This is a genomic window from Paenibacillus sp. MMS18-CY102 (assembly GCF_009789195.1).
Classification (GTDB): domain Bacteria; phylum Bacillota; class Bacilli; order Paenibacillales; family Paenibacillaceae; genus Paenibacillus_T.
The window spans coordinates 38,716-63,505 of record NZ_WSTC01000010.1 but is presented as its reverse complement, the minus strand read 5'-3'; the positions used below and the strand labels follow the sequence as shown (position 1 = coordinate 63,505).

Below are 24,790 nucleotides of genomic sequence, written 5' to 3'. Positions count from 1 at the left end.
TTGGCGAAATTGGCTAGTTCCCGGCAGGAAATGTATACGCAAACGATTCATCACGATAATTTCATCGTACGCGACCATCGCGTGCACGGCGTCCGAACGCTTCCAGGCGTGGCGCTGCTTGACCTGATTTACCGGCTTGCTTCCCTTCATATCGGAACGGTTGCCGTTGAATTGCATCATGTTTTATTTCTAAAGCCAATCGTCACGTCGGAGCAGTTTGACCAGGAGTTGAACGTTCAATTCGAGCCCGAACGCTCCGGCTGGAAAGTAACCGTATCAAGCTGCAAATTGTATAAGGATGGCCATAAGGATGGCCAGCTGGACGTCAATATGGAATGTATGGTTCAGCATGCGGAAAAAACGGAAGAAGTTCACGAACGCCTCGATATCGAGGCGTTTGTTGCGGATCGGAACACAATCCGGTTCGATATGGACGACGTGTACGGGATTGCCCGCAGCGCTGACATTGCACATTTTCCGTTTATGAAGACGGAGGGAGCCGTCTATCAGCGGGCTGGGGAAGAGCTGATGCGGTTAAGCCTGAGCGAGCTGGCTGAGAAGTATAGGGATAAGTTTTTTGCACATCCGGCATTGCTGGACGGTTCGACCTTTGCGGGCTCCTCATTCCGGCTAACCGGTGCAACAGATAGCCCGCAGGACGGCCAAGTGCCGTATATCCCTTTTATGCTAAAGCGATGTTGCATTTACAAGCCATTGCCTAGAACGGTATACGCATATTCCAAGCGGGATACCGATGCGGCAGAACGTACGGGACAATTGCCGGATATCGTGTCGACGGCGATACACATCTTTAATGAGCAAGGCGAGAAAGTAGCGGATCTGATCGATATGATTGCGAAACGGATCAGGGAGCCTAAGCTCATTCAGAATCTTATCGTGAATGAATCGAAGGTTGAATACGCCGCGGCTGGCGGGATGCAGCAGCCCGTCCGCGAGGCTCGCGAGGAAGTTTTGCCCGGCACCGATGCCGATTTAGGCGCGGGCGTTGAGGCGAATATTTACGCTTATTTGCAACAAGAGATCGGTCGAATGCTTCATTTGCCTGCGGATGACATCGACATTTCGGCCGGATTTTACGATATTGGGCTCGAATCTTCCCAATTGCTCGTGCTCGTGAAACAGTTGGAAAAAAAGGCGGGGCAGCAGTTTTACCCGACGCTGCTGTTCGAATATTCAACGATTCGCAGCCTAGGGGATTACTTAGCTGAGCAATGCGGCAGCGCATTCGGCGGCGGCACGCTTCGAGAGCAGCCGCTTAAACGCGTGCACCATGTGGCGCCTGCCCCTGCGCCCGCTGCAAGCAGCAAAGAGGAGCTGCAGCCAAGCGGCTTCGCCGCGGGACAGGGAGCTGCTGCTCCCCAAAACGATGAGCTAGTCATCGCCGGGCCCGGCTGGATTGAGCAGGCGCTTCGTGCGGGCGGACGGCCGAATGTTAAGGCGCAACGGGTAGTGGTGGTAAGCGGCAAGCAGGATGATCCTTTAGCGCTTGCGTTATTGCAAGCGGAGGAGCCACTCGAAATCGTGCATTTGCGTGAGTCGGCGGGCAGTTCGGCGGAAAGCCTGGAGTCATCATGCATTGAGCTGCTCCGCTTAATCCAGAGCCGGATGCTTTCGGAAGGTCCCGGTCCGTTTCTTATTCAGCTAGTTCTAAGTGGCAGCCCAGCCGATCAGGTCATGAAAGCGTTAGCTGGACTGCTCAAAACAGCGCATATGGAGCATCCACATATTCATGCGCAAATCATTACAACTGACCAGTTGCAAGGCAGTGGCCCGATGGCGGCGCTCGCTGAACTGCTGCATGCGGAAGCCCGCGCACATGAGGGCGGAGTAAGCGAGATTTATTACAAAGGCGATTCCTTGCTGCGCCATACGGCGCAACTGCATGAATGGCCATTATCTCTCTCGAATGACGATAATCCTTACCGGAACGGAGGCGTTTATGTCATTACCGGGGGGCTAGGCGGATTGGGAGCAGCGGTTGCTTCCCACATTGCGCGGCGTTCCCCTAAAGCGAAGCTTGCCTTGATTGGCCGCAGCCCGCTTGACCCCGCGAAGGGGCCTTTGCTTGATTCGCTTCGCCTCCTGGGGGCAACGGCTGTCTATGTACAAGCTGATATCGGCATTGAGGCAGAAGCTAACCGGGCGGTTGAGATGATTAAAGCCCAGTGGGGGCGCGTTGACGGAATCATTCATTGTGCTGGCATTTTGAAAGATTCATGGATTAGCCGGAAGCGGCCGGAGGAATTGCAGCAAGTATTGAAGCCGAAGGTACATGGCCTACAGCATTTAGACCGGGCGCTGCGCGACGAGAAGCTAGGCTTCTTCGTCATGTTCTCGTCGATTTCCGCTGTAACGGGTAACATGGCCCAGTCCGATTATGCTGTTGCTAATGCGTATATGGACCTGTTTGCAATCGAGCGCCAGGAGCAGGTAAATCGCGGCGCGCGTTCAGGTTTAAGCCTATCTGTAAACTGGCCGATTTGGGATGCAAGCGGGATGGGGATCGACCCTCATCTGGAACAAATGATGGAACAGGCAGCAGGCCTGAAGAAGTTGCCCGTGCCAACAGGAATGAAGGCGCTTGATGCGATGTTAGCGCAAGGGCTTAACCGAGCGGCAGTGTTCTATGGCAACCGCGGCCAGATTGTTGAACGATTGGGCGTGCGCGGCGCAAAGCCTGCACAACAGCCGAATCACCGGAAGGCAGAGCGCAAGCAGCCCGAGGCAGCAAGCGTATCGGCAGCTTCCGCTAACCGATCCGACATCGCGATTATCGGCGTCTCTGGCCATTATCCAATGGCGGATACGTTGGACGAATTTTACGATAATTTGCGTCAAGGCAAGGATTGCATTACGGATCTGCCTGTCGAGCGCTGGAAAAATAACAAGCTTGCTTATTCCGCGGATTTGCTATACCAATACGGCGGATTCCTTGACCGTATTGATGCGTTCGATCCGCTTTTCTTTCATATATCGCCTCGGCATGCTGGAATGATCGATCCGCAGGCGAGGCTATTTTTGCAGACGGCGTGGGAAGCTTGCGAGGATGCTGGCTTTAGCCTAGAGCGATCGGAGCAGCATTACCGTTCCTCCGGCGGCAAAACCGTTGGCGTATTCGCCGGCGTTTTTTGGAGCCATTACGAGCTGTTGGCAGCGGAAAGCACACAGCGGGGCGAACCGATGTCCTTCGGCAATTCGCCAGCATCGATTCCGAACATGGTATCGTACTGCCTCAATCTTCACGGGCCATCGATGGCGGTCGATACGATGTGCTCCTCATCGCTTACAGCCATTCATCTCGCCTGCGACAGCATTCGAAAAGGCGAATCCAACTATGCGATTGCAGGCGGCGTTAATCTCGTCACCCATCCGCATAAATACATGTTTTTGAAGCAAGCGGACTTCTTGTCCTCAGAAGGGAAATGCAGAAGCTTCGGGGAGAACGGGGACGGTTATGTGCCTGGAGAAGGCGTGGGCGCCGTCATGCTTACGACATTGGAGGAAGCGGAGCGGGAAGGGTATCCGATCTATGGCGTGATTAAAGGGTCTGCGCTTAACCATGTTGGCAAAACTTCCGGGGCGATGGTGCCTGATCCGGTTGCCCAGTCGGAGGTTATCGCCGATGCGATCATGCAGGCTGGCATTGATCCGCGCACGATTGGCTATATCGAGGCCCATGGCACGGGAACGTCGCTGGGCGACCCGATTGAAGTGCAAGGATTGCAGCGGGCGTTTGCCAAATGGACCGATGACAAGCAATTTTGTGCAATCGGTTCAGCCAAATCAAACATCGGCCATCTGGAAGCGGCTGCTGGCATTGCAGGGCTTACCAAATTGCTGCTGCAATTCAAGCATAATCAAATTTTCCCGAGCATTCACGCCGATCAATTGAATCCGCATATTCCGTTTGAGCGAAGCCCGTTCTATGTCGAGCGGGCTCTTCGTCCTTGGCATGCGTCCGAAATCGAGCGGTCTGATGGTCGTGAGCGCCACCCGATGCGGGCTGGCATTAGCTCGTTCGGCGCTAACGGAAGCAATGCGCATATTATTTTGGAGGCATACGCCCCATCCCATCAGCAGGCTTCTGCCGTCGCCAGCGGTCCCGTTATCGTACCGCTTTCGGCGAAGAGCGAACAGCAGCTGCGTGAGTACGCGGATAAGCTGCAAAGTTATTTGTGCGAGCATGCAGATGCAAATGCAGGCGCGGGCATCCGATTGGCGGACATAGCGTACACGTTCCAAGTTGGCCGCGAGCCGATGAACGATCGCTGTGCAATCATCGCTGCAACCGTTGAGGAGTTGGTTCAAAAGCTCCAGTCGTTTGCAAGCGGAGCGAATCAGATCGAGCGTTGCTACGCGGGCAATTCGAAGCAAGGGAAGGACGCGGTGCGCCTATTCGACAACGATAAAGAAGCCAAGCAGCTTATGAAGCAATGGGCGGCAGGCGGCAAGCTTGGGAAGCTTGCGGAATTGTGGTCCAAAGGCGTCGATATCGATTGGAGCATTCTTTATTCGGGCGCGAAGCCGCGCAGAGTCCCGCTTCCTGCTTATCCTTTTTTGAAAGAGGGATATTGGGTGTCCAGCTCCGAGGAAACGGGAGAATCGCTGGAACGCTCTCCGCTTGCGCTTTCGTCTTTCAAACGGGGCATTTCAGGCGGAGGGGAAGCTCCTTCGTTGCATGCTTTTGAAGAGATATGGAAGGAAGGGCAGCATGCTAACGAGGCAGAGGTTATGCAACGGGCGGGCATGGCAGCAAATGAAGCGGGGCGTGAAAGCGAAGCAGCTTATCTCTGCTTCTTGTCCGACAGCCATCGCCAGCAGGAAATGAAGGAAGCGGTTCGCAGCATGGAGCCGGGCAGCCGAATGGTATTTGTCGCTATCGGGGACGATTATGTTCGCCATTCTGCCGAGGCTTACACGATTAACCCGGCTAATCTTGCGCATTGGCAGGAAGCGTTCCAGCAGATTGGGGCAGAGCAAGGGGCGGTCGCTGCGGCTTTCTATATGTGGGGCTTAGAGGATCGGGCCCAGCTAGGGAATTATGGGACGGTCATGAACCTATTGAAGGCTGCTAGCTTGGAGAAAGTAAAGCTGGATCGATTGCTGCTTGCAGCATCCTATTCGAATGGGCTGGAGCGCTGTTATGCGGAGTCATGGATCGGGTTTGGCGATTCCCTCCGTTTGATTGCGCCGAATTTGAAGGTTGCTGCCATCATGGATGGGGCATTCAGTGGCGGATGGGGCGATTCCACCACAGCATGGATGAAGAAACTGTGGAGCGAGCTGCATTCGGAACAATTGGCAGATGTGTCGTATGTGGATGGCCTTCGTCATGTTCGCAGCTATCGCTGGATTGAAATTCCTCAGAACCGAATGGCATTCAGGCCGGGCGGCACTTATTTGATTACTGGCGGTTTGGGAGACCTTGGGCTTCTATTCGCTTCGCATATTGGAAGGCATGGCAATGCCAATCTGGTGCTGACGGGCCGGTCTCCGCTTGACGCTGGCAAGCAATCTGCTATACGGGCGTTGGAGGGCAAAGGGGCTTCCGTCCTCTATATCCAGGCCGATGTGGGCGATGAAAGCCAAATGCGGCAAGGGCTGCAGCAAGCTCGTGAGCAGTTCGGGCTGATTCACGGCGTCATTCATGCGGCGGGCGTTGAAGGCGCGGGAAACATTTTTGATAATGTGGAGAATCAGTTTGCTGCGGTAACAGCTCCGAAAATTAGCGGAACGGTCGCGCTGGACAAGGCGCTTGAGGCAGAGAAGCTTGATTTTGTTTGTTATTTCTCTTCTTCTTCGGCTATGTTGGGCGATTTCGGCTCTTGCGACTATGCTGTCGCTAACCGGTTCCAAACCCAGTTTGCGCGCTTGCGCAACGAGTGGGTGGGAAGCGGCCGGAGAGTGGGCAAGACGGTCGTTATCAATTGGCCGCTCTGGGAAGAGGGCGGCATGGGAACGGAGCAGGAAGCGGCGTCAATGTATTTGCGGACGAGCGGCCAGTTGCCGCTTGGGACGAATGAAGGGATTGAGCTGTTCGAACGCCTATTGGGGGCAGAAGGGGAGCAATATCTCATTATGAAAGGCGAGAGGGAGCGGCTGGAACGGCTTCTGGGCATGAACAGCGGCAAGAGCCCGCAACAGGCCGGCATTCGCCCAAAACAAACTAGCAACAGCCCTTCCACAGCGCCTCGCCCAAGCAAGGCGGAATCAAAGATAGCGCTTAGTGGCCAGCAGTTGCAAGCAGCTATCCGGCAGGACATTCAGGCGCAAATAAGCCTGCTGATGCATACGCCGGTTGATCGGCTTGACCCAGAAGATAATTTTGCCGACTTCGGCTTTGATTCCGTTAGCTTGAGCGGGCTGGCTTCCCATTTAGCAACCCGTTACCAGATCGAATTAGTTCCGGCAACGCTGTATGGGTACGCCACGATTGACAAGCTGTCGCAGTATTTGTGCTCGGAATACGAGGAAGCTACCCGCGCCCTATTCGATGGCATTGTTGAGGAAGAGAACGATGGGGCGGGAAGGGCACAAGCGTCGGAGACGGAAGCTTCCAACATGAAAAGTTGGCAGAAGAGCCAAGTAACCGATTCCAGCCATTCGATGAATGCAGTTGAGGAAGCTGTCACAAGGCGAAGCGTGCAAGCTGTCAGAGAGGTAAGCCATTCGAGCCATTCGTTGAACGAGCCGATCGCGGTAATCGGAATGAGCGGCCGTTTTCCGGGGGCAGACAGCATAGAGGAGCTTTGGGATAACTGGCAGTCGGGGAAGAACGCCATTAGCGAAGTTCCGGCTGACCGGTGGGATTGGAAGCAGTACGACGGGGACCCGCATCGAGAGCCTTTCAAGACCAACTCCCGCTGGGGCGGGTTTATTCGCGACATTGCCCGCTTCGATTCGTTGTTCTTCGAAATCTCGCCAAGCGAAGCGGAGCAAATGGACCCGCAGCAGCGGCTATTTGTGGAAGAGGCTTGGCATGCATTCGAAGATGCCGGTTATATGGGAGAGAGGATCAGAGGTTCTTTATGCGGGGTATATGTCGGCGTGGAAGAAAGCCAGTACGGCTTTATAACAGGCGGCGAAGGGCAAGCGACCGGCAACCAAAATGCGCTGCTGCCTGCGCGCATCGCGTATTTGCTTGATTTGAAAGGGCCGAACATGGCATTGACGGCCGCTTGCTCTTCTGGGCTTGCGGCGATTCATCAGGCGTGCCAAGCGCTAAGGCAAGGCGATTGCGATATGGCGCTCGCTGGCGGGGTAAGCCTGTTAGTGTCGCCAGTTACGCATATTGCGCTTGGGCAGGCTGGCATGCTTTCTTCGGATGGCGAATGCAGCGTGTTTGATGAGCGGGCGAACGGGTTGGTTCCGGGCGAGGCGGCTGCTGCGCTCGTGTTGAAGCCGCTGTCCAAAGCGATTGCCGATGGCGACCGGATCTATGGCTGCATTAAAGCGAGCGGCGTGAACTACGATGGCAAAACGAACGGCATTACTTCTCCCGACCCGATCAGCCAAGCGGAGCTGGTTCGCCGAACGTACGATAAGTTCGAAATCGATCCTCGACAGATTAGCTTTATGCTAGCGCATAGCGTCGGCTCGCGTATAGGCGATTCCATTGAGGTGCAGGCGCTCAATCAGGCGTTTGGAAGCCAAGGCGTTACGGAGCCAAGCTGCGTGATGGGCTCTTTGAAGCCGCTCATCGGCCATACGTTTGCAGCGTCGGGCGTCGTTAGTGTAATCGCGATGCTGATGGCAATGAAGCATCGGACGATGCCAGGGATGACGAAGCTCGGTACATTGAATTCGCAAATTTCAACGAAATCCAAGTTTGCATTTTCGAAGGGCAATTTGTTGTGGGACCGAATGGATGAAACGCCGCGCCTAGGTGCGGTGAGTACGACGGGCATCAGCGGCTCGAATGCGCATGCTGTTATTGAAGAATATGTGCCGCCAGTGGCAGTTGCCGATGAAAAGCGGACAGGTGCTGGGCGGTCGCCAAGCATGCCGCATGTATTCGTGCTTTCCGCCAAAAGCGAGGAACGGCTGCGCGCCTATGCGAGGCAAGTCGGTGAGCATATGAGGCGAGTGGACGATTCGGAGCTGGCGAATGCCGCAATTACTTTGCAGTTAGGGCGCGAGGCGATGGAATATCGGCTCGCTGTTATTGCCCGCACGGCGGAGGAACTGGCGGCGAAGCTGCAACAATTTGGGGAACGAGGGCAAGCGGAAGGGATTAGGTTTGCCCATGTTGGCTATAAACAATCAGGCAATAACGGCGGTGCATCCTTCGAAACGGCGGGGGCTGATCTCGATCACTTGCCAAGCAGCATGCAGCCAATCTTGAATCGATGGTTATCGGGAAGCAAAGTGGCTGCTGCGGATTGGAAGTCGCTTTATGCTGGCCAAGGCGCGCAGTTGCCTGCAATGATCCCGATGCCATTGTATCCATTCGCGGGAGACCGCTGCTGGGCAGAGGCGAAACGGCCGCCTGCAAGCCGGAACGAATCACGGCTGCATCCATTGCTGCACCGGAATGCATCCGATTTCGAAGGGCAGAAGTTCCAGTCGGGCTTTATGGGTGACGAGTTCTTTTTCGCTGACCATATCGTACAGGGCAAGCGTGTATTGCCGGGTGTAGCCCATCTAGAAATGGCAAGAGCCGCCCTCGAACTTTCTTTGCCTGCCGGCATTGGCAAGGGACGGGCTGTATTGCGTAACGTCGTTTGGGCGCGGCCCGTAGCGGCGGATGAGCATGGGGTGCAAGTGGCGGTTCAACTGTTCCAAGAGGATGAGCGCTCGGTTTCGTTCGAGATCATTGGAGGCGAGGCTGATGGAACGAAGCAGCCGGATCTGCATAGCCAAGGCACGGTCGAAATCATTGATCCGCTGCCTGAGCAATTTGTCGATTTGCATCAGCTGCGCAGCCAATGTGTCCACGAGCTCGATCTAGCACACTATTACGAAACGTACCGTTCACTTGGCATTGCCTACGGGGAGCGGCATCGTGGAATTGCTGCACTCTACAGTGGAGCTGACGGGCAGGGACGGCCACACGTTTTGGCGAGATTGGAGCTGCCTGCGTCCATTAAAGATACGTTGCAAGCGTATGCGCTTCATCCATGCTTGCTGGATTCCGCACTGCATGCATCCGCTGCGTTGGCGAGTGCGGCTTTAGGCGATGGCGGCCAAGAGACGGCAGGCGCTATTAAGCTGGCTTTGCCGTTTGCGGTAGATGAGGTGGATTTGCGCCATAGCTGCGGGGACCAAATGTGGGCGTATGTTCGGTTAAGCGAAGGCAGTTCATTGCAGGATGCCGTGCAGAAGATGGATGTCGATATTTGTGATGAAACTGGCCGCATATGCGTACAGATTCGCAAATTCAGCGCGAGAACGGTGCAAAGCGCTGAAAATAGGGCGGAAACAGTTGCCTATCTGCAGACGCAGCCTTCCCCTGCAATGGATGCCGAAAGCTTTAGCGTGAAGCTGCTCGCCTTTTTGAAGCAAGAGCTGGTTGCGATGCTAAAGGTGAGCAGCGATGAAATTGATGGGGATGCGCAGTGGGACGAATATGGCGTGGATGCGGTGAAGCTGGACGAGTTGTCCAACCAATTGAACACCGCGTTCGGCTTGGACACCAATGTGGCGGAGTTGATGGAGTGTACTTCCCTTCGATCATTGGTCCGCCACCTGGCGCAATCGTCCGGGCAAGGGGCTTCACCGCAGGTACAGGAGACGCCATCTTATTTGGAAACAGCGGGCGGCCAGCAAGCCGGCGGTTCCGATGAGGAGAACGGCATGAAGCAGCAGGCTGTTGTTTATTTAACGGAGCTGCTTTCAACGGTCATTAAGCTGCCGCCAAACCGCATCGACCCGGACGCGCCGCTGGAGAAGTATGGCATTGACTCGCTTATGGTCATTCGATTGACTACACGGCTAGAAGATGTTTTCGGATCGTTGCCCAAAACGATTTTCTTCGAGCATCAGACGATTCGCAGCGTCAGTGGTTACTTTATGAGCCATCATCGATCCAGGTTGGCGGAGCTGCTTGGCCCTCGGAAGGGAGCTGCTGCTGCGCTAGCGGCAGGCCGTATCCTAGCCGAGCAAGCTGAACCGGCACCGGCTGCTTCGGATCGGACTGCCTTGCGCCCGCTTCGCAAACGCAAAACGTTGGGCAGCGCTGCCCAAGCAGGCCAAGAGCAAAGCGGCGGCTTGGACATTGCAATCATAGGCGTAGCCGGGCGGTATCCGGGGGCAAGATCGGTGAGCGAGTTCTGGGAAAACCTTCGTGAAGGCAGGGACAGCATCACTGAAATTCCGAAGGAAAGATGGGACCACAGCTTATACTTCGATCCGGATAAAGATAAACCAGGCAAAACCTATAGCAAATGGGGCGGGTTTATCGATGATGTCGATAAATTTGACCCGTTATTTTTCAACATATCACCGCGTGAAGCAGAGATGATGGACCCGCAGGAGCGGCTATTTTTGCAATGTGTGCATGAAACGTTGGAGGATGCCGGCTATACGAGAGCAGCTTTGGCCAAAACTGAGGGTCCGGGTAAAGGCGGCAGTGTCGGCGTTTACGTAGGCGTCATGTACGAGGAGTATCAAATGCACGGCGTAGAAGAAACGCTGCGCGGCAGGCCGGTCGCATTGACGGGCAACCCTTCCTCGATTGCGAACCGGGTTTCCTATTACTTTAACTTCAATGGCCCGAGCATGGCGATCGATACAGCATGTTCTTCCTCGTTGACGGCTATTTATTTGGCGTGCCAAAGCCTTGTAGCTGGCGGTTGCGAGATTGCGGTTGCTGGCGGCGTGAACGCATCGCTGCATCCGAATAAATATTTGATGCTGGGCCAAGGGAAGTTCGTTTCAAGCAAGGGAAGATGCGAGAGCTTCGGCGTGGGCGGAGACGGCTATGTGCCGGGTGAGGGCGTAGGCGCTGTTCTGCTGAAGCCTCTGGCGAAGGCTGTCGCTGATGGCGACCAAATTTACGGCGTCATCAAAGCGGCGGCGATTAACCATGGCGGCAAGACAAACGGGTATACGGTTCCGAATCCGAACGCACAGGCCAAAGTAATTGCGCAAGCCGTTCGGGAGAGCGGCATTGATCCGCGCACGATCAGCTACATCGAAGCGCATGGCACAGGCACTTCGTTGGGCGACCCGATTGAAATCGCGGGCCTAACCAAAGCGTTCAGCGAATTTACGGCAGATAAGCAGTTCTGTTCCATCGGTTCGGTGAAGTCGAACATCGGGCATTGCGAAAGCGCTGCGGGCATTGCTGGCGTGACGAAAATCCTTATGCAGATGAAGCATAGGGAGCTTGCCCCTTCGCTCCATTCCGGGACGTTGAACCCGAATATCGCGTTTGAGGCGACGCCGTTCTCCGTTCAGCAGGAACGTGGGCACTGGAGCCGGCCGGTTGTTCAACAAAATGGCGTGGAGCAAGAGCATCCGCGGCGCGCTGGCATATCGGGCTTTGGCGCAGGCGGCTCTAACGCTCATCTGATTATTGAAGAATATCGGCCGGGCAAGGAGTTGCGCGAGCAAAACGGCCCGTTGGCGGAGAGCCCTAGGTTATTCGTGTTCTCGGCGCGCTCCGAGGAACGGCTGCAGGCGGTTATCGCGCAAATGGCAACGTATGTGGAAAGCACGCCGGATGCAAGACTGGCCGACGTCGCCTATACCTTGCAAACAGGCCGCGAGGAAATGGCGTATCGGGCGGCAATTTTAGCCCATACCCGAGAGGAACTGCTTGAGGCGCTGCGGCATTATGCCGGACATAGCCAGTATCAAGAGTGTGCTTATGCGGATACGGAGGCTATCGCCTACTTCGGCAATTTGGAGGACGAACGCCGGGAATTTACCGGCTTGCTGCGCGGAAATACAGGGGATGCGATGCTTCGGATTCTTCTGAAGGAGCGGGACTACAACAACATTGCGTTGTATTGGACGCTTGGCGGCGAAGTTCCTTGGGAGCAGCTATATGAAGGGGAAGCGGTGCGGCGCATTTCATTGCCGGCATATCCGTTCGAATCGATTCGCTGCTGGTTCCCTTGGAGCGACGACAGCTCGCCAATACAAGCGGATAGCGGCATCGTCGTCCCATCCCGTGCGCCAATGGCTGCGCTTAGCGGCAGTTCAGCCCAAGCGCATGTGCCATCGCAAGTTCAAGCTGAGGGGGTCCGCCTTGCAGGGCAAGGGATTAGCCCGGATCAGGCAATGCGGTTGGGCAACCGTCCCGAAGATCCGCTAGATGCGATTCAAGCCTTTATTGCAGAGCTTTTGTCCAATGAGCTGAAAATGGCGCCAACCCAGTTCAAGCCCCATCGCAGCATGTATGACTACGGTGTCGATTCGCTCGTAACGATGAAGCTTATTCGGGCGTGCGAACAGCAGTATGAAGTACGGTTAACTGGCCGCGATTTTGTCGAGCATGACACGATTCAACAATTGGCTCAGCGGATACTTGAATTGGCGCGTTCAGCAGGCGCGATGATCGGCAGCATTAGGGCGCCCGAGCCGGTTGAACCTACAATCGAGCCAATGAAACAACATCGCACTGTTGACACTGCTGGCTTGCCAAGCGATGAGGCGCTTGAGCTGTTCCGCAGCGGCGGCATGTCGATTGGCGAGCTGGAGCAATTGCTCGATACGAAGCCTAGCGCTGGACCGCTATACACTGCCGAGGGAAATGTGGGTTTGCTCATTAAACAGGAAACAGCAGTTGCTAACGATCAAAGTGCAAGCTTTGAAGCCGACGCGCTTGAGCTGTTCCGGGACGGCCTTCTGACGCTTGACGAAATCGACCGACTTATCGGTGAAGGAGAGTTTGAATGATACGGCAACGGCAACAACTACTGATGGATTATAAAGCGGGAAAGTTTACGACTGCCGAGGTGCAGGAACGGCTGCTGCAGTTGAAACAGATGGAGAGCAAAGCGCCGTTGTCCGAAGGGCAGAAGGGCTTCTGGATGCTCCAGAAGCTCTCCCCGGGCATGAGCGCATATAACGTGCCAGTCTGTTTTCGGGTACGAACCGAGCTGCATGTACAGGCGTTTCGCCAGGCTTGCGAAGCGGCGCTCGCCGGGCATCCGGTGCTTCAGACGGTTATTCGGGAGGAGGATGGCGTTCCGTATCAGATGATTGATACGGGACAGCCGCTCCATTTTCGGCATGAAGCGGTTCCGCAGTTGGATCAGGAGCAGCTAGCCGCACATATTCGGGCAAGCAAGAACGAGCGCTTCGATCTGGACGGCGGGCCATTAATGCGGGTTCACGTATTTACGCATGCTGCACAGGATCATTGGGTACTCATAACCGTCCATCATCTCATTTTTGACGGCACCTCCTCGTTGCTGCTTTTGCAAACGATTCTTGAAGCCTACGCTGCGCTTGCACAGGGCAAATCGGCTCCGCTCCCCGTGAAGGGGGCGGATTATGCGCAATATGTCCAATGGGAGCAAGAGAAGCTGGATAGCGGGCAGTGGAACGATCATTTGAATTATTGGAAGCAGCAGCTGTCGGGCGAATTGCCTGTACTGGAGCTGCCGATCGACCGGCCGCGTGCATCAGCCCGTGCATTCATAGGAAACGTCCATACGGAAGAGCTGCCTTTGCCATTATGCCAATCCATTAAGGATACTGCCGCTTCGCTGCGGGTAAACAAGTCGGTTATATTTTTTGCAACATTCAAAATGCTGCTATACCGCTACACGGGACAGCAGGACCTTATCGTCGGCATGCCGGTTGCTGGGCGTTCGGAGGAACAATTCGCTTCGTCCATCGGGCAATTTATTAACATGATTCCGGTCCGAAGCCGGAATGTTGGAGAGCAGCCATTCGATAGGTTAGCCAAAGAGCTGCAAATGAACGTCGCAGAAGGGCTGGACAACGCCGCGTATCCGTTCACTGCGCTTGTCAGGGAGCTTCGGCTGCCGCAGACGGAATCCTTTTCGCCGGTCTATCAAACCGTGTTCTCCTATCAAAATTTCGTGAAGCTGCAAAGCTCCGGTGACATGGGAATCGAATTGGTGGATGGGTTCCATCAAGAAGGCGAATACGAGTTTGGCTTGGAAGTGTTTGAGAAGGGCGACCGGTTTGTGCTGCATCTCAAGTTCAATCCAGATTTGTTTGCGGAGCAAACGATTAGCCGCATGATGGAGCATTATGTACGGCTGTTGGCTGGGGTGTGCGAGAATCCCGCATTGGAGCCAAGTGCCTATGAAATGATGTCCGGGCAAGAGTTGCATACGCTGCTCCATGCTTGGAATGCAACGGAAACGGACCGCCGCAGCGGGATCTGTGTCCATGAGTGGTTTGAGAAGCAAGCGCGCTTGACCCCGGATCATATCGCGGTTTCCAGTGGGGAGCATGCTGTAACGTATCGGGAGCTGGACTTAAGAAGCCGTGAACTGGCCATCTATTTGCAGCTTAAGGGTGTCCAGCCGGATCGCCTTGTCGGCATATGTACCGAGCGTTCTATCGATATGATGATCGGAATCATGGCGATATTAAAGGCTGGCGGAGCCTATGTGCCGCTTGATCCCGGGTATCCGACCGAGCGCTTGTCCTACATTGTGCAAGATAGCGGCGTTTCGCTCGTGCTGACACAGGCGGCTTTACAGGATAGGGTGGCAGCAATTGTGGGAAGCGGAGTTAGCGTGCTAAAGATCGATGAAGAGCGAAGCCGAATTGCTGCTGATGCCGAAGGAGCTGATCTTAAGAAGGCGGCTGAACCTGAGCATCTCGCTTATGTCATCTACACATCGGGAAGCACAGGCCAACCGAAGGGCGTTATGGTGCCGCATCGGGCACTAACGAATCTTCTCGAAGATATGGGCGCAAGGCATCGGCTGAACGCGGGCGACCGATTGTTATCGATGGCGCCGTACGGTTTCGATATGGTTATTCCAGAGCTTTACCTGCCGATTGTGAATGGGGGAGAGTGCCGGATCTGCAGTTCGGACGTCACGCGCGACGCCCAGCGCTTAAAGCAAGAAATCAGCAGCTTCAAACCGACGATTATGCAAATAACGCCTGCGGCCTGTACCATGCTGTTCCAAGCGGGCTGGAAAAATGAAGAAAGAGTTACGATTCTGTGCGGTGCCGAGCCGTTGACCGAATCGCTGAAGCAGCAGTTCATGGACTATGGCTGTGAAGTATGGAACATGTACGGCCCGACGGAAACGACCGTATGGTCCACAACTAGCCGTGTTCTGGCCCATGAGCCGATTACGATTGGCAAGCCGATTTCCAATACGAGCGTCTATGTTGTGGACAGCAACCTTCGGCCTGTTCCGGTGAACGTGCCCGGTGAGCTGTGCATTGGCGGCGAAGGCGTGACGCGAGGCTATTGGGGACAGCCGGCACTAACGGCGGAGAAGTTCGTGGACAATCCATTCCGCCCTGACGAAACGATGTATCGGACAGGCGACATGGCACGCTGGCTGCCGAATGGAACCCTCGCATTTAATGGGCGAAACGATTATCAAGTGAAGATACGCGGGTATCGGATCGATCTGCAGGAGATTGAGGATAGCCTGAAAAAGGTGAAGGGCATTGCCGATGCGGCAGCCGTAGTGCGAACGCACGGTGCGCATAAGCAGCTCGTTGCTTACTACGTTACGGCAGATGCGGCGCTCGGCGCGCAGCAGCTCCGCGGGCAATTAAGCGACCTTTTGCCAGCGCATATGGTACCGTCCTTCTTCATCCAGTTGAACCGGCTTCCGCTGACGCCCAACGGCAAAGTGGACCGCAAAGATTTGATGGCGCGCCCAGTCGAGGGGAATAGCCAGCCATCAGATGCGGTGGCGCAATCCGAAATGGAACAGCGTGTAAAAGAAATTTGGCAAGCAGTGCTCGGCATCAATCATATTGGCATGAACGATGGATTTTTTGAAGCGGGCGGCGATTCGGTTCTTGCTGCAACGTTGGTGGAACGCTTGAAAGCGAAGCTTCAAATCGATTTCGATATTACGATGCTGTTCAAGCATGCAACGATCCGTGCGATTAGCCGTTATGCGACGGATGCCAAAGGCGTTGCGCCGGCCGTTGCCTCCGTCTTTGATAAGCAAGAGGGCATCCCTAGCCGGAAGCCTGAGAAATCGGCGGCTACAACTTCCAACCCGGACTACTTAAAGGACAGCTTGGCGATTGTCGGCATGTCATGCTCTTTCCCGGGAGCGGCTGACCAGTGGTCGTTCTGGCAAAACTTGCAGCAGGGCAAAGAGAGCCTGCGGTTCTTCACGCCAGAGGAGCTAACTGAGCTGAATGCTCCGTCCGGCCTGTTCCGCAATCCGAATTTCGTGCCGGTCCAATCGACGATTGACGGCCGGGACGAGTTCGATCCGAACTTCTTCCAGCTGTCGCCTAAGGATACAAAGCTTATGGACCCTCAGGCAAAGCATTTGCTTATGCATGCATGGAAGGCGATTGAAGACGCGGGTTATGTGCCGAAACAATTGCCTGAGACTGCCGTGTTCATGTCAGCAAGCAATAGTTTCTATCAAGCCGGCTTGATGGGAGAAGCTTCGGCCGTTATTCAAGATCCTGATGAATACGTATCATGGGTGCTGGCGCAGGGAGGAACGATCCCGTCGATGGTCTCGTACAAGCTCGGCCTGAGAGGGCCGAGTTTTTATGTGCATTCGAATTGTTCTTCATCGCTTGCTGGCCTGTACGCGGCTTCACTGACGCTGCGCGCTGGCGATGCCAAGTGCGCGCTTGTCGGAGCTGCGACGGTGTTCCCCGAGCAGCGGCTCGGGTACGTTTACCAGCCAGGATTGAATTTCTCTAGCGATGGCCATGTCAAAACATTCGATGCAGACGCTGACGGCATGATGGCTGGCGAAGGCGTTGCGGTACTGGTGCTTAAACGGGCGCTCGATGCAATCGAGGATGGAGACCATATTTATGCCCTCATGAGAGGCATCGGCCTTAACAACGATGGGGCAGATAAAATTGGCTATTACGCGCCAAGCGTCAGCGGCCAAACGGGCGTTATTCGCAAGACGCTTGATGCTGCTGGCATCAATCCGGAGAACGTTAGCTACGTTGAGGCGCATGGCACGGGGACGAAGCTTGGCGATCCGATCGAATTCGCAGCATTGACCGAAGCGTACCGGCATTATACCGATAAGGAAGGTTATTGCGGAATTGGCTCTGTCAAAACGAATGTAGGCCATCTGGATACGGCGGCGGGGCTGGCTGGGACGATCAAAGTCGCGATGAGCCTCTACCATAACGAGCTGCCGCCAACGATTAACTACAAACAGCCGAATCCAAAGCTTGGGCTGGAGCAGTCGCCGTTCTATATCGTCGATAAGCCCGTCCAATGGGGAGATTCGTCGCAGCCTCGCCTCGCGGCACTTAGCTCGCTTGGCATTGGCGGGACGAATGCGCATGCCATCTTCGAGCAATATCCGATGGGCGGCGCCAGTAGCGCGGCAACGGATGGGAAGTGGCAAGAGCAGGGCGACGGCCCGTTCATTATACCGTTGTCTGCACGAAACGATGAGCGGCTGCCCGTATATGCACAGTTGCTTCATGATCGGCTTGTATCATCCGGGGCAACGCTGCGAATGGGAGACATCGCGTATACGCTCCAGAACGGCCGTGAAGCAATGAAGAGCAGGGTAGCCTTCATCGTTTGGGACCGGGATGATTTCGTACAGCAATTACAGCTGTTTATTGAAGGCAAGCCCGATCCCGGCAAATGTTTAGTTAGCGGCGATAATCGCGACAACCAGGTTGTTCAGCTTATGGAGCAGGATGAGGGCTTTAGCGACATCATAGCCAAATGGCTCGTGCGCGGTGAGCTGCGAAAAGTGGCGGAGATGTGGGTGAAAGGCGCAGAAGTTCCGTGGGCGCAAGCTAGTCATGTGACGGGGGCATGGCGCCGCGTCAGCCTGCCTACGTATCCATTTGGCGATAGCAGCCGGAAGGATCGTGAGAACAGCCAACAGAATAGCGTGAACCTTCGCAATCATAGCAAGGAAGTGCCGAGAGCTAGCCGTCCATCCGAAATGGCGCCAACAGCAGAGTGGCTGGAGCAGCTGTCGCCGTCCCTTGCTGTGGCGGTTGCCGATCCGGCAGAAGCCGTCCCAATGGTGAACGATGGGCATTCGCACAATCAATTCGAATGGGCGGTCATGGAGGCGTGGAAGGAAGTGCTTGAGCTTGAGCATGTTGGGCTTCATGACCATTTCCAGGAGCTTGGCGGCGATTCGATCAAAATTACACAAATCACTTCCCGGCTCAAAGCCGTGTTCCCTTTCGATATCCGCTTAAACGAGCTGTTCGGCGCAGAAACGGTTGCCCAAATGGCAGAGATGCTCGAGAAGGAAATTATCGAATGCATTTCGGAACTGCCCGATGAAGAAATCGGAAAGCTGCACGAGCTGATCTAGAGGGTACTGGTGCTAGTGCCCGCACGAATCGATAATGGACGGAAAAGGAGATAAGCCATGCTCACGGATACAACGCTTTCTGAACTGAAGTCCAAGCTGTCGCCGGAAAAACAAGCGATTTTGGACAGGTTAAAAAGATCGAAGCCGCAGGCGGAGCAGCATTCGGATATCCCGCGGCGATTGGGAGAGGGGCCAGCGCCCCTTTCTTTTGCCCAGCAACGCCTGTGGTTTTTGGAGCAGCTGGTGCCAGATAGCCAGGCATACAACCAAGTCATCGCTTTTCACCTGCATGGCAAGCTGGATCCTGATTTATTAGAGCGAAGCTTGAACGAAATTGTTCGCCGCCATGAAAGCTTGCGGACGACGTTCCATAGCGAAAACGGAAAGCCCTACCAGACTATAGCGCCGACGCTTAAACTTGCGCTCCAAACCGTGGATTTGACAGCTTGGCCAGCCGAGGAGCGGGAACTTCAGTTCGAGCAGCTCGCGCAGCAAGTAGCGAGGAGAACGTTTGATCTAAGCCAAGGCCCACTGCTTCGGGCTTCTTTATATAAGCTTGATGAGGATAAGCATGCCTTGTTGTTCAGCATTCACCATATCATCATTGATGGCTGGTCGATGGGCATTTTGTATAAAGAACTAGTTATTCATTACCATTGCTTCGCCGAAGGCAAGCCTTCGCCGCTTAACGAGCTGCCGATTCAGTATGCTGATTTCTCGGCGTGGGAACGTGACTCGCTGCGCCAAGAAGCGATAGAAGAGCAGCTTTCCTACTGGATACAGCAGCTCGGCGGAGAACGAACGGCTGCGGAGCTTCCTGCCGACCGTACGCGGCCGCCCGTCCAGTCGTTCCGGGGCGGAAGCCTTAAGCTGGATTTATCGTTTGAGCTGACGGGACGACTCAAGGCGCTTGCCGATCAAGAAAACGCAACGTTATTTATGGTGCTGATGGCTGCCCTGCAAACTTTTATTTATCGCATTACGGGCCAGCCGGATGTACGGGTCGGCATGCCGATTGCCAATCGCAACAAGAAGGCAATCGAGCCGCTGATCGGCTTTTTCGTTAATACTCTCGTGCTGAAAGGCGACTTGTCCGGCAATCCAAGCTTCATCCAGCTGCTTAGCCGGATCAAGGAAACGGCGAACGGCGCTTACAAGCATCAAGATGTGCCGTTCGAGCTGCTCGTTGACGAGCTGCAGCCAGAGCGGAATATGAGCCAGACGCCGCTGTTCCAGGTTTGTTTGGCTGTACAGAACTTCCCGTTGCCTAAGAGAAGCGCGCAGGGCAATGGAATGGCATTTTATTTGGACCGCATTCAAGAAATTCGCAATGATACATGCAAATTCGATATGTGGATTCAAATGATTGAGGCCGATGGCTGCTTGCAGCTAGAGGTAGAGTATAATGCTGATATTTTTAATGATTCCACTGTAAGGCGAATGTTGAACGGTTATTGCGCATTGCTGGAGGACGCTGCGCGCAATCCGATGCAGCAGCTTTCGCAGCTTCCCGTTATGACAGAAGCCGATCGCTGGACTATCATTGAGGAATGGAACGCGACGGCGGTTGGCTATGACGATGCGAATCTTACGCTGCCGGAGCTCATTGCCCGGCAAGCTATGCTCACGCCTGACAACGTTGCCGCGATCTATGAAGGAGAACGGATGACGTACAGCCAGCTCGATAAGGAAGCGAATCGGGTGGCCAACTATATCCGCAGCCTTGGAGCGGGGCCGGAAGTTATGGTCGGCATTTGCATGGAGCGGTCTTTCGACTTGGTTATCGGGCTGCTGGGCATTATGAAAGCTGGCGCCGCATACGTGCCTATCGATCCTTCGTATCCGCTTGAGCGGATTACGTTTATATTGGAGGACGCAGAGCCGGCGATATTGCTTACGAAAACAATGCATTTGGCGGATCTTTCTGCTTGCTCTGGAGCTGTCGTGTGTGTGGACGATGACGCTGCACGGGAACAAATCTCGGCGGCGAGCGAGGAAGGCCCAGAGGTGGAGCAATCCGGCGATCAATTGGCTTATATGATTTATACATCCGGCTCGACCGGCAAGCCAAAAGGGGCGATGAACGCCCATCGCGGCATCGTAAACCGCCTATTGTGGATGCAGGAACGTTTTGGATTGCAGGAGTCTGATAAAGTATTGCAGAAAACGCCGTTCAGCTTTGACGTGTCTGTCTGGGAGTTCTTCTGGCCACTAATGACAGGGGCAACAATTGTATTGGCGAAAGCCGAAGGGCATAAAGACGCTTCCTACTTAACGAAGCTTATTCAAGAAGAGGAAATTACAACGGTCCATTTCGTCCCGTCCATGCTGCAGGTGTTTCTGGAAGACAACGAAGCCGCCAAGTGTACCTCGCTTAAACGCGTAATATGCAGTGGGGAGGCGTTGCCGCTGACGGTACAGGAACGGTATTTTGGCAAAATGGATGCCGGGCTGTACAATCTCTACGGGCCTACTGAGGCTGCTGTCGATGTCACCGAATGGACATGCCAGAGAGAAGGCGAATGGACAACCGTCCCAATCGGCAAGCCGATTGCCAACACGCAAATCTACATTCTGGATTCGTACCTGAATCCTGTGCCAATCGGCGTACCAGGGGAGCTGCATATCGGTGGCGTTCAAGTTGCCCGCGGCTATTACAAACGGACAGATTTGACCCAAGAGAAATTTATTTCGAACCCTTTTAGCAATGACCCGCAAGCTAGGCTTTATAAAACAGGCGACATTGCGAAGTTTTGGGAAGACGGGACAGTCGAGTACTTGGGACGGATCGACCATCAGGTGAAGGTTCGCGGATTTAGAATTGAGCTGGGCGAAATCGAAGCGGCATTGGAACGATGCCCCGGCGTTCAACAAGCTGCTGTTATTGCTATGGAACTAGACCATGCACCGGGTCATAAGCAGCTTGCTGCCTATGCGATTCCAAAGCTGCAGGAAGCAGAGGCAACGCAGGAAGAGGCAAGCCAAGCGAGTGAACAAGTATCGGATTGGAATACTGTTTTCGATAAAGCGTATTTGGAAGAGCGGGAAGAGCATCAAGCGGATTTTAATATTGTCAGCTGGAACAGCAGCTACACGGGAGAACCGATTCCAGAAGCCGAGATGAAGGTGTGGGTCGATTCGACCGTTGAGCGCATAGCCGCTTTGCAGCCAAAGCGCGCGCTGGAAATCGGGTGCGGAACCGGCCTGCTGCTTGCACGCATTGCGCCGGAATGCGATTTATACTGTGGGGCGGACTTTTCCCGCGCTGCAATTGACTATGTGAAACATTACCTGGTCGACCAAAGGCCAGACATGGCGCATGTTGAGCTCATGCAGCGCAATGCGGACGACTTCACCGGGTTGAAGGAACGTAACTTCGATACGGTCATCATTAATTCCGTTGTGCAGTATTTCCCGGACATTTCTTATCTCACCACTGTGTTAAAACAATCCGTTCAGCTGCTGCCGGACACCGGAGGCACCCTGTTTATCGGGGATATACGAAGCTTGCCGCTATTGGACACATTCCATTCCGATGTCGAATTGGAGAAAGCCTCTGCATCAATGACAGTCGGGCAATGGCGGAAGCGGGTAGAGAAACGGATCGCACAGGAGCAGGAGCTTGTCATCTCACCTGCTTATTTTTATGCATTACAGCGGGAACTGCCTGACATTACACGGATTGAAATGCAGCTAAAACGGGGTGCGGGGCACAACGAGCTGACGCGATATCGGTATGATGTTATTCTGCACGTTCGTAAACCGATATCCAGCACGCCATTGGTTTGGCTCGATTATGAGCGTGAAGGCGGCTCATTCGAGTGGCTGGAACAGCAGCTGTCAACAGGAGAGATGGATCTTGTAGGCATTGAACGGATTCCAAATGCACGCCTTCAAATGGTGCGCAGCCGGCTTTCCCTCCTAGCGGAGGCAAGCGACTCCACCTCGATCGGCTCGCTGAAGGAAATCGCTGACCGGTCGGATGGTCCCAATGTGCTGGACCCTGAAGCGGTGTGGGCGCTTGGCGCCCGTTATGGGTATGTTGTCGATTTGTATTGGATGAATGAAGGCGATTATGGATCGTTCCGCGCATTGCTGCGGCGTCCCGGCTTAGAGCCTCATATCGAAATGGCGAATGAATGGAGCAATGCAGAGCCTTTGCCGCAACTGAGCCATTATGCCAATAACCCGCTGTTTGATCGGCTATCGAGAAAGCTGCTGCCTGCCATGAAAGAATATTTGAAAGCAGCGTTGCCGGAGCATATGATCCCATCCTTCTTCACCGTGCTTAAGGAGATGCCGGTCAATGCCAATGGCAAGCTGGACCGCAATGCATTGCCGATTCCTCGCGTTGAGAATGTGGGGGATGAAGTGGAGATCGTTGAGCCAACCACGCCAACGGAAGCTGTCCTTGCTGACGTATGGGCAGAGGTGCTCGGGCTTGAACGCGTCGGCATTCACCATAACTTCTTTGCGCTTGGAGGAGACTCCATTCATAGCATTCGTGTCGTAGCGAGGGCGAAGGAACGGGGTGTTATGCTGACGCCGCAGCTATTGTTCAGGCACCAGACGATTTCTGAGCTTGCAAGCGCTATGGATCATCAGGCTACAGGCTCGCCGAAACAGGCGCAGGGCTTTACGTACAGCGAACGCGATGGCAGAGTGAGAGAAGAGCTGCTGGCGCGGGAAGATATCGAGGACGTGTACGCGCTGACTCCATTCCAAGAGCATATGCTGCATCGTTATCTGGCGTTGCCAGAGACGGGGTTGTTCCTTGTGCAAACATTAACCGTAACGCCAGTTCCGGCAGATGCTGATCCTAATTTCTTGCAATTGATCTGGCAGGAGCTTGTTAACCGCCATCCGGCACTTCGTACTTCTTTCGTATGGGAAGGGGTCGACCGGCCGCTGCAAGCCGTGCACCGTGATGTGAAGATGGGGTGGACGTACGAGGACTGGAGAGGGCTGTCGGTTGCCGAGCAGGAGCTGCGGATGGAGAAATATTTGAAGCAGGACCGGGCATTCGGCATTGCACCGAGCGAACCGAGAGGCGTGCGCTTCTTCGTAGGCCGTATGGACGATGCTTTCCTGGGCATTCTCAGCTTCAGTTACTTATGCTTGGACGGCTGGAGCTTCAATGTGCTGTTTGATGAGCTCGACCAAATCATCGCTGCATATCAAGCGGGACAAAACTCGATTGCACTGCCCGTCCTGTCATTTAAGGATAGCGTTGCGTGGATCGCAGGCGAGGATACGAACCGTATTGAAGCCTATTGGCGCGAGGCGCTTCGCGGATTCCAAGGGCCAACCCAACTTGCCAAAAACATCGCAATTAACACGCCCGGACAAGAGATGGGATTTGCCCGCCAGTCGAATCGGCTATCTAGGGCAAGCTCTGACCGTCTGCGGAAGCTGGCGCGCGAGCATCAGCTCACGTTGAGCACACTCATTCAGGGAGCTTGGTCGTTGGTGCAGAGCTACATCGTGCAAGAGGAAGATATCAGCTACGGGCTGCTGACTAACGGACGGCCTGCAAATTTGCAAGGCATAGAGCAAATGGTCGGGAGTACGTTAAACATCGTTCCTTTGCGTGCGCGCATGCCTCGTGAACGCATACTGTTGGATTGGCTTGCTGATTTAATGACGCAGGTCGTGGACATAGGGGAGCATCAAAGCATGTCGCTAAGGAAGCTCTATGAGAGCTGTAGCGTCCCGCATGACGAGATGCTGTTCCAGAACTATTTGGTCTTCCAAAATGCGACTTCTGATGCTGTACTGGACCGGACATCGAACCATTATTTCGTTTCCAAAATGGGCTTCCCGCTTCGGATCGACGTTTATCCGGAAAATGAGGTCTATATTCACATGTCGTATTACCGCAATATTTTCTGTGATAAGGCGATTCATTATTTGCTCAGCAGCTTGGAAACCGTACTGGAAGCGATGGTTAGCAATCTAGAGAATCCTATCGGCAATACGCTCGCGCAGCTAAGCGTTCAGCCGGCTTCCTATGGCCGGATGAAAGTATTTTATGAGGGACGGTTTGAGATCGAGGATATTAGGGACTAAAGTTATAAACGCTATTAGTAGTAAATCATAATAACTATTGAAACGGCCTTAGTTCTGGATTAGGATCCATTGAACTAAGGCCGTTTTGTTTTTTTAGCTAATTTTCATGTTTAAACAATTGAATTGTCGGCCTAATCGTGAATTTCTACATAGAATGTATAATTCGAATTTGAAATATGATATGTGAAATTCAACAGAAAATTACAAAAAAATTATAGTTTCTATTCAGGAGAGAGAGAAGAATTCCGATACTCAAAAGGTAATCTTAATCTTTTTCTTGGAAG

General features: G+C 54.2%; 2 protein-coding genes and 3 pseudogenes. All 5 read left to right on the top strand.

The window, feature by feature from the left end:
* Window positions 1–18 precede the first annotated feature (18 nt).
* Window positions 19–12,867 (top strand): annotated as a pseudogene (locus GON22_RS09330) (SDR family NAD(P)-dependent oxidoreductase); the annotation flags it as partial.
* Window positions 12,864–16,037 (top strand): annotated as a pseudogene (locus tag GON22_RS26720) (non-ribosomal peptide synthetase); the annotation flags it as partial. The pseudogenes GON22_RS09330 and GON22_RS26720, both read left to right, overlap by 4 nt.
* 117 nt (window positions 16,038–16,154) lie before the next feature.
* Window positions 16,155–17,747 (top strand): annotated as a pseudogene (locus tag GON22_RS26715) (beta-ketoacyl synthase N-terminal-like domain-containing protein); the annotation flags it as partial.
* 42 nt (window positions 17,748–17,789) lie between these two features.
* Entirely contained in the window at window positions 17,790–18,437 is a 648-nt protein-coding gene (locus tag GON22_RS26710; protein WP_442954368.1) for a phosphopantetheine-binding protein, read from the top strand.
* Window positions 18,438–18,494: 57 nt separating this feature from the next.
* Window positions 18,495–24,506, top strand: a complete 6,012-nt coding sequence (locus GON22_RS09320; RefSeq protein ID WP_160395833.1) for a non-ribosomal peptide synthetase — start codon at window positions 18,495–18,497, stop codon at window positions 24,504–24,506.
* The last annotated feature ends 284 nt before the right edge of the window (window positions 24,507–24,790 follow it).

Coding starts and splice junctions, on each gene's coding strand:
- GON22_RS26710 (WP_442954368.1), top strand. CDS start 17,790: ATGGAGCAGGATGAGGGCTTTAGCGACATCATAGCCAAATGGCTCGTG.
- GON22_RS09320 (WP_160395833.1), top strand. CDS start 18,495: ATGCTCACGGATACAACGCTTTCTGAACTGAAGTCCAAGCTGTCGCCG.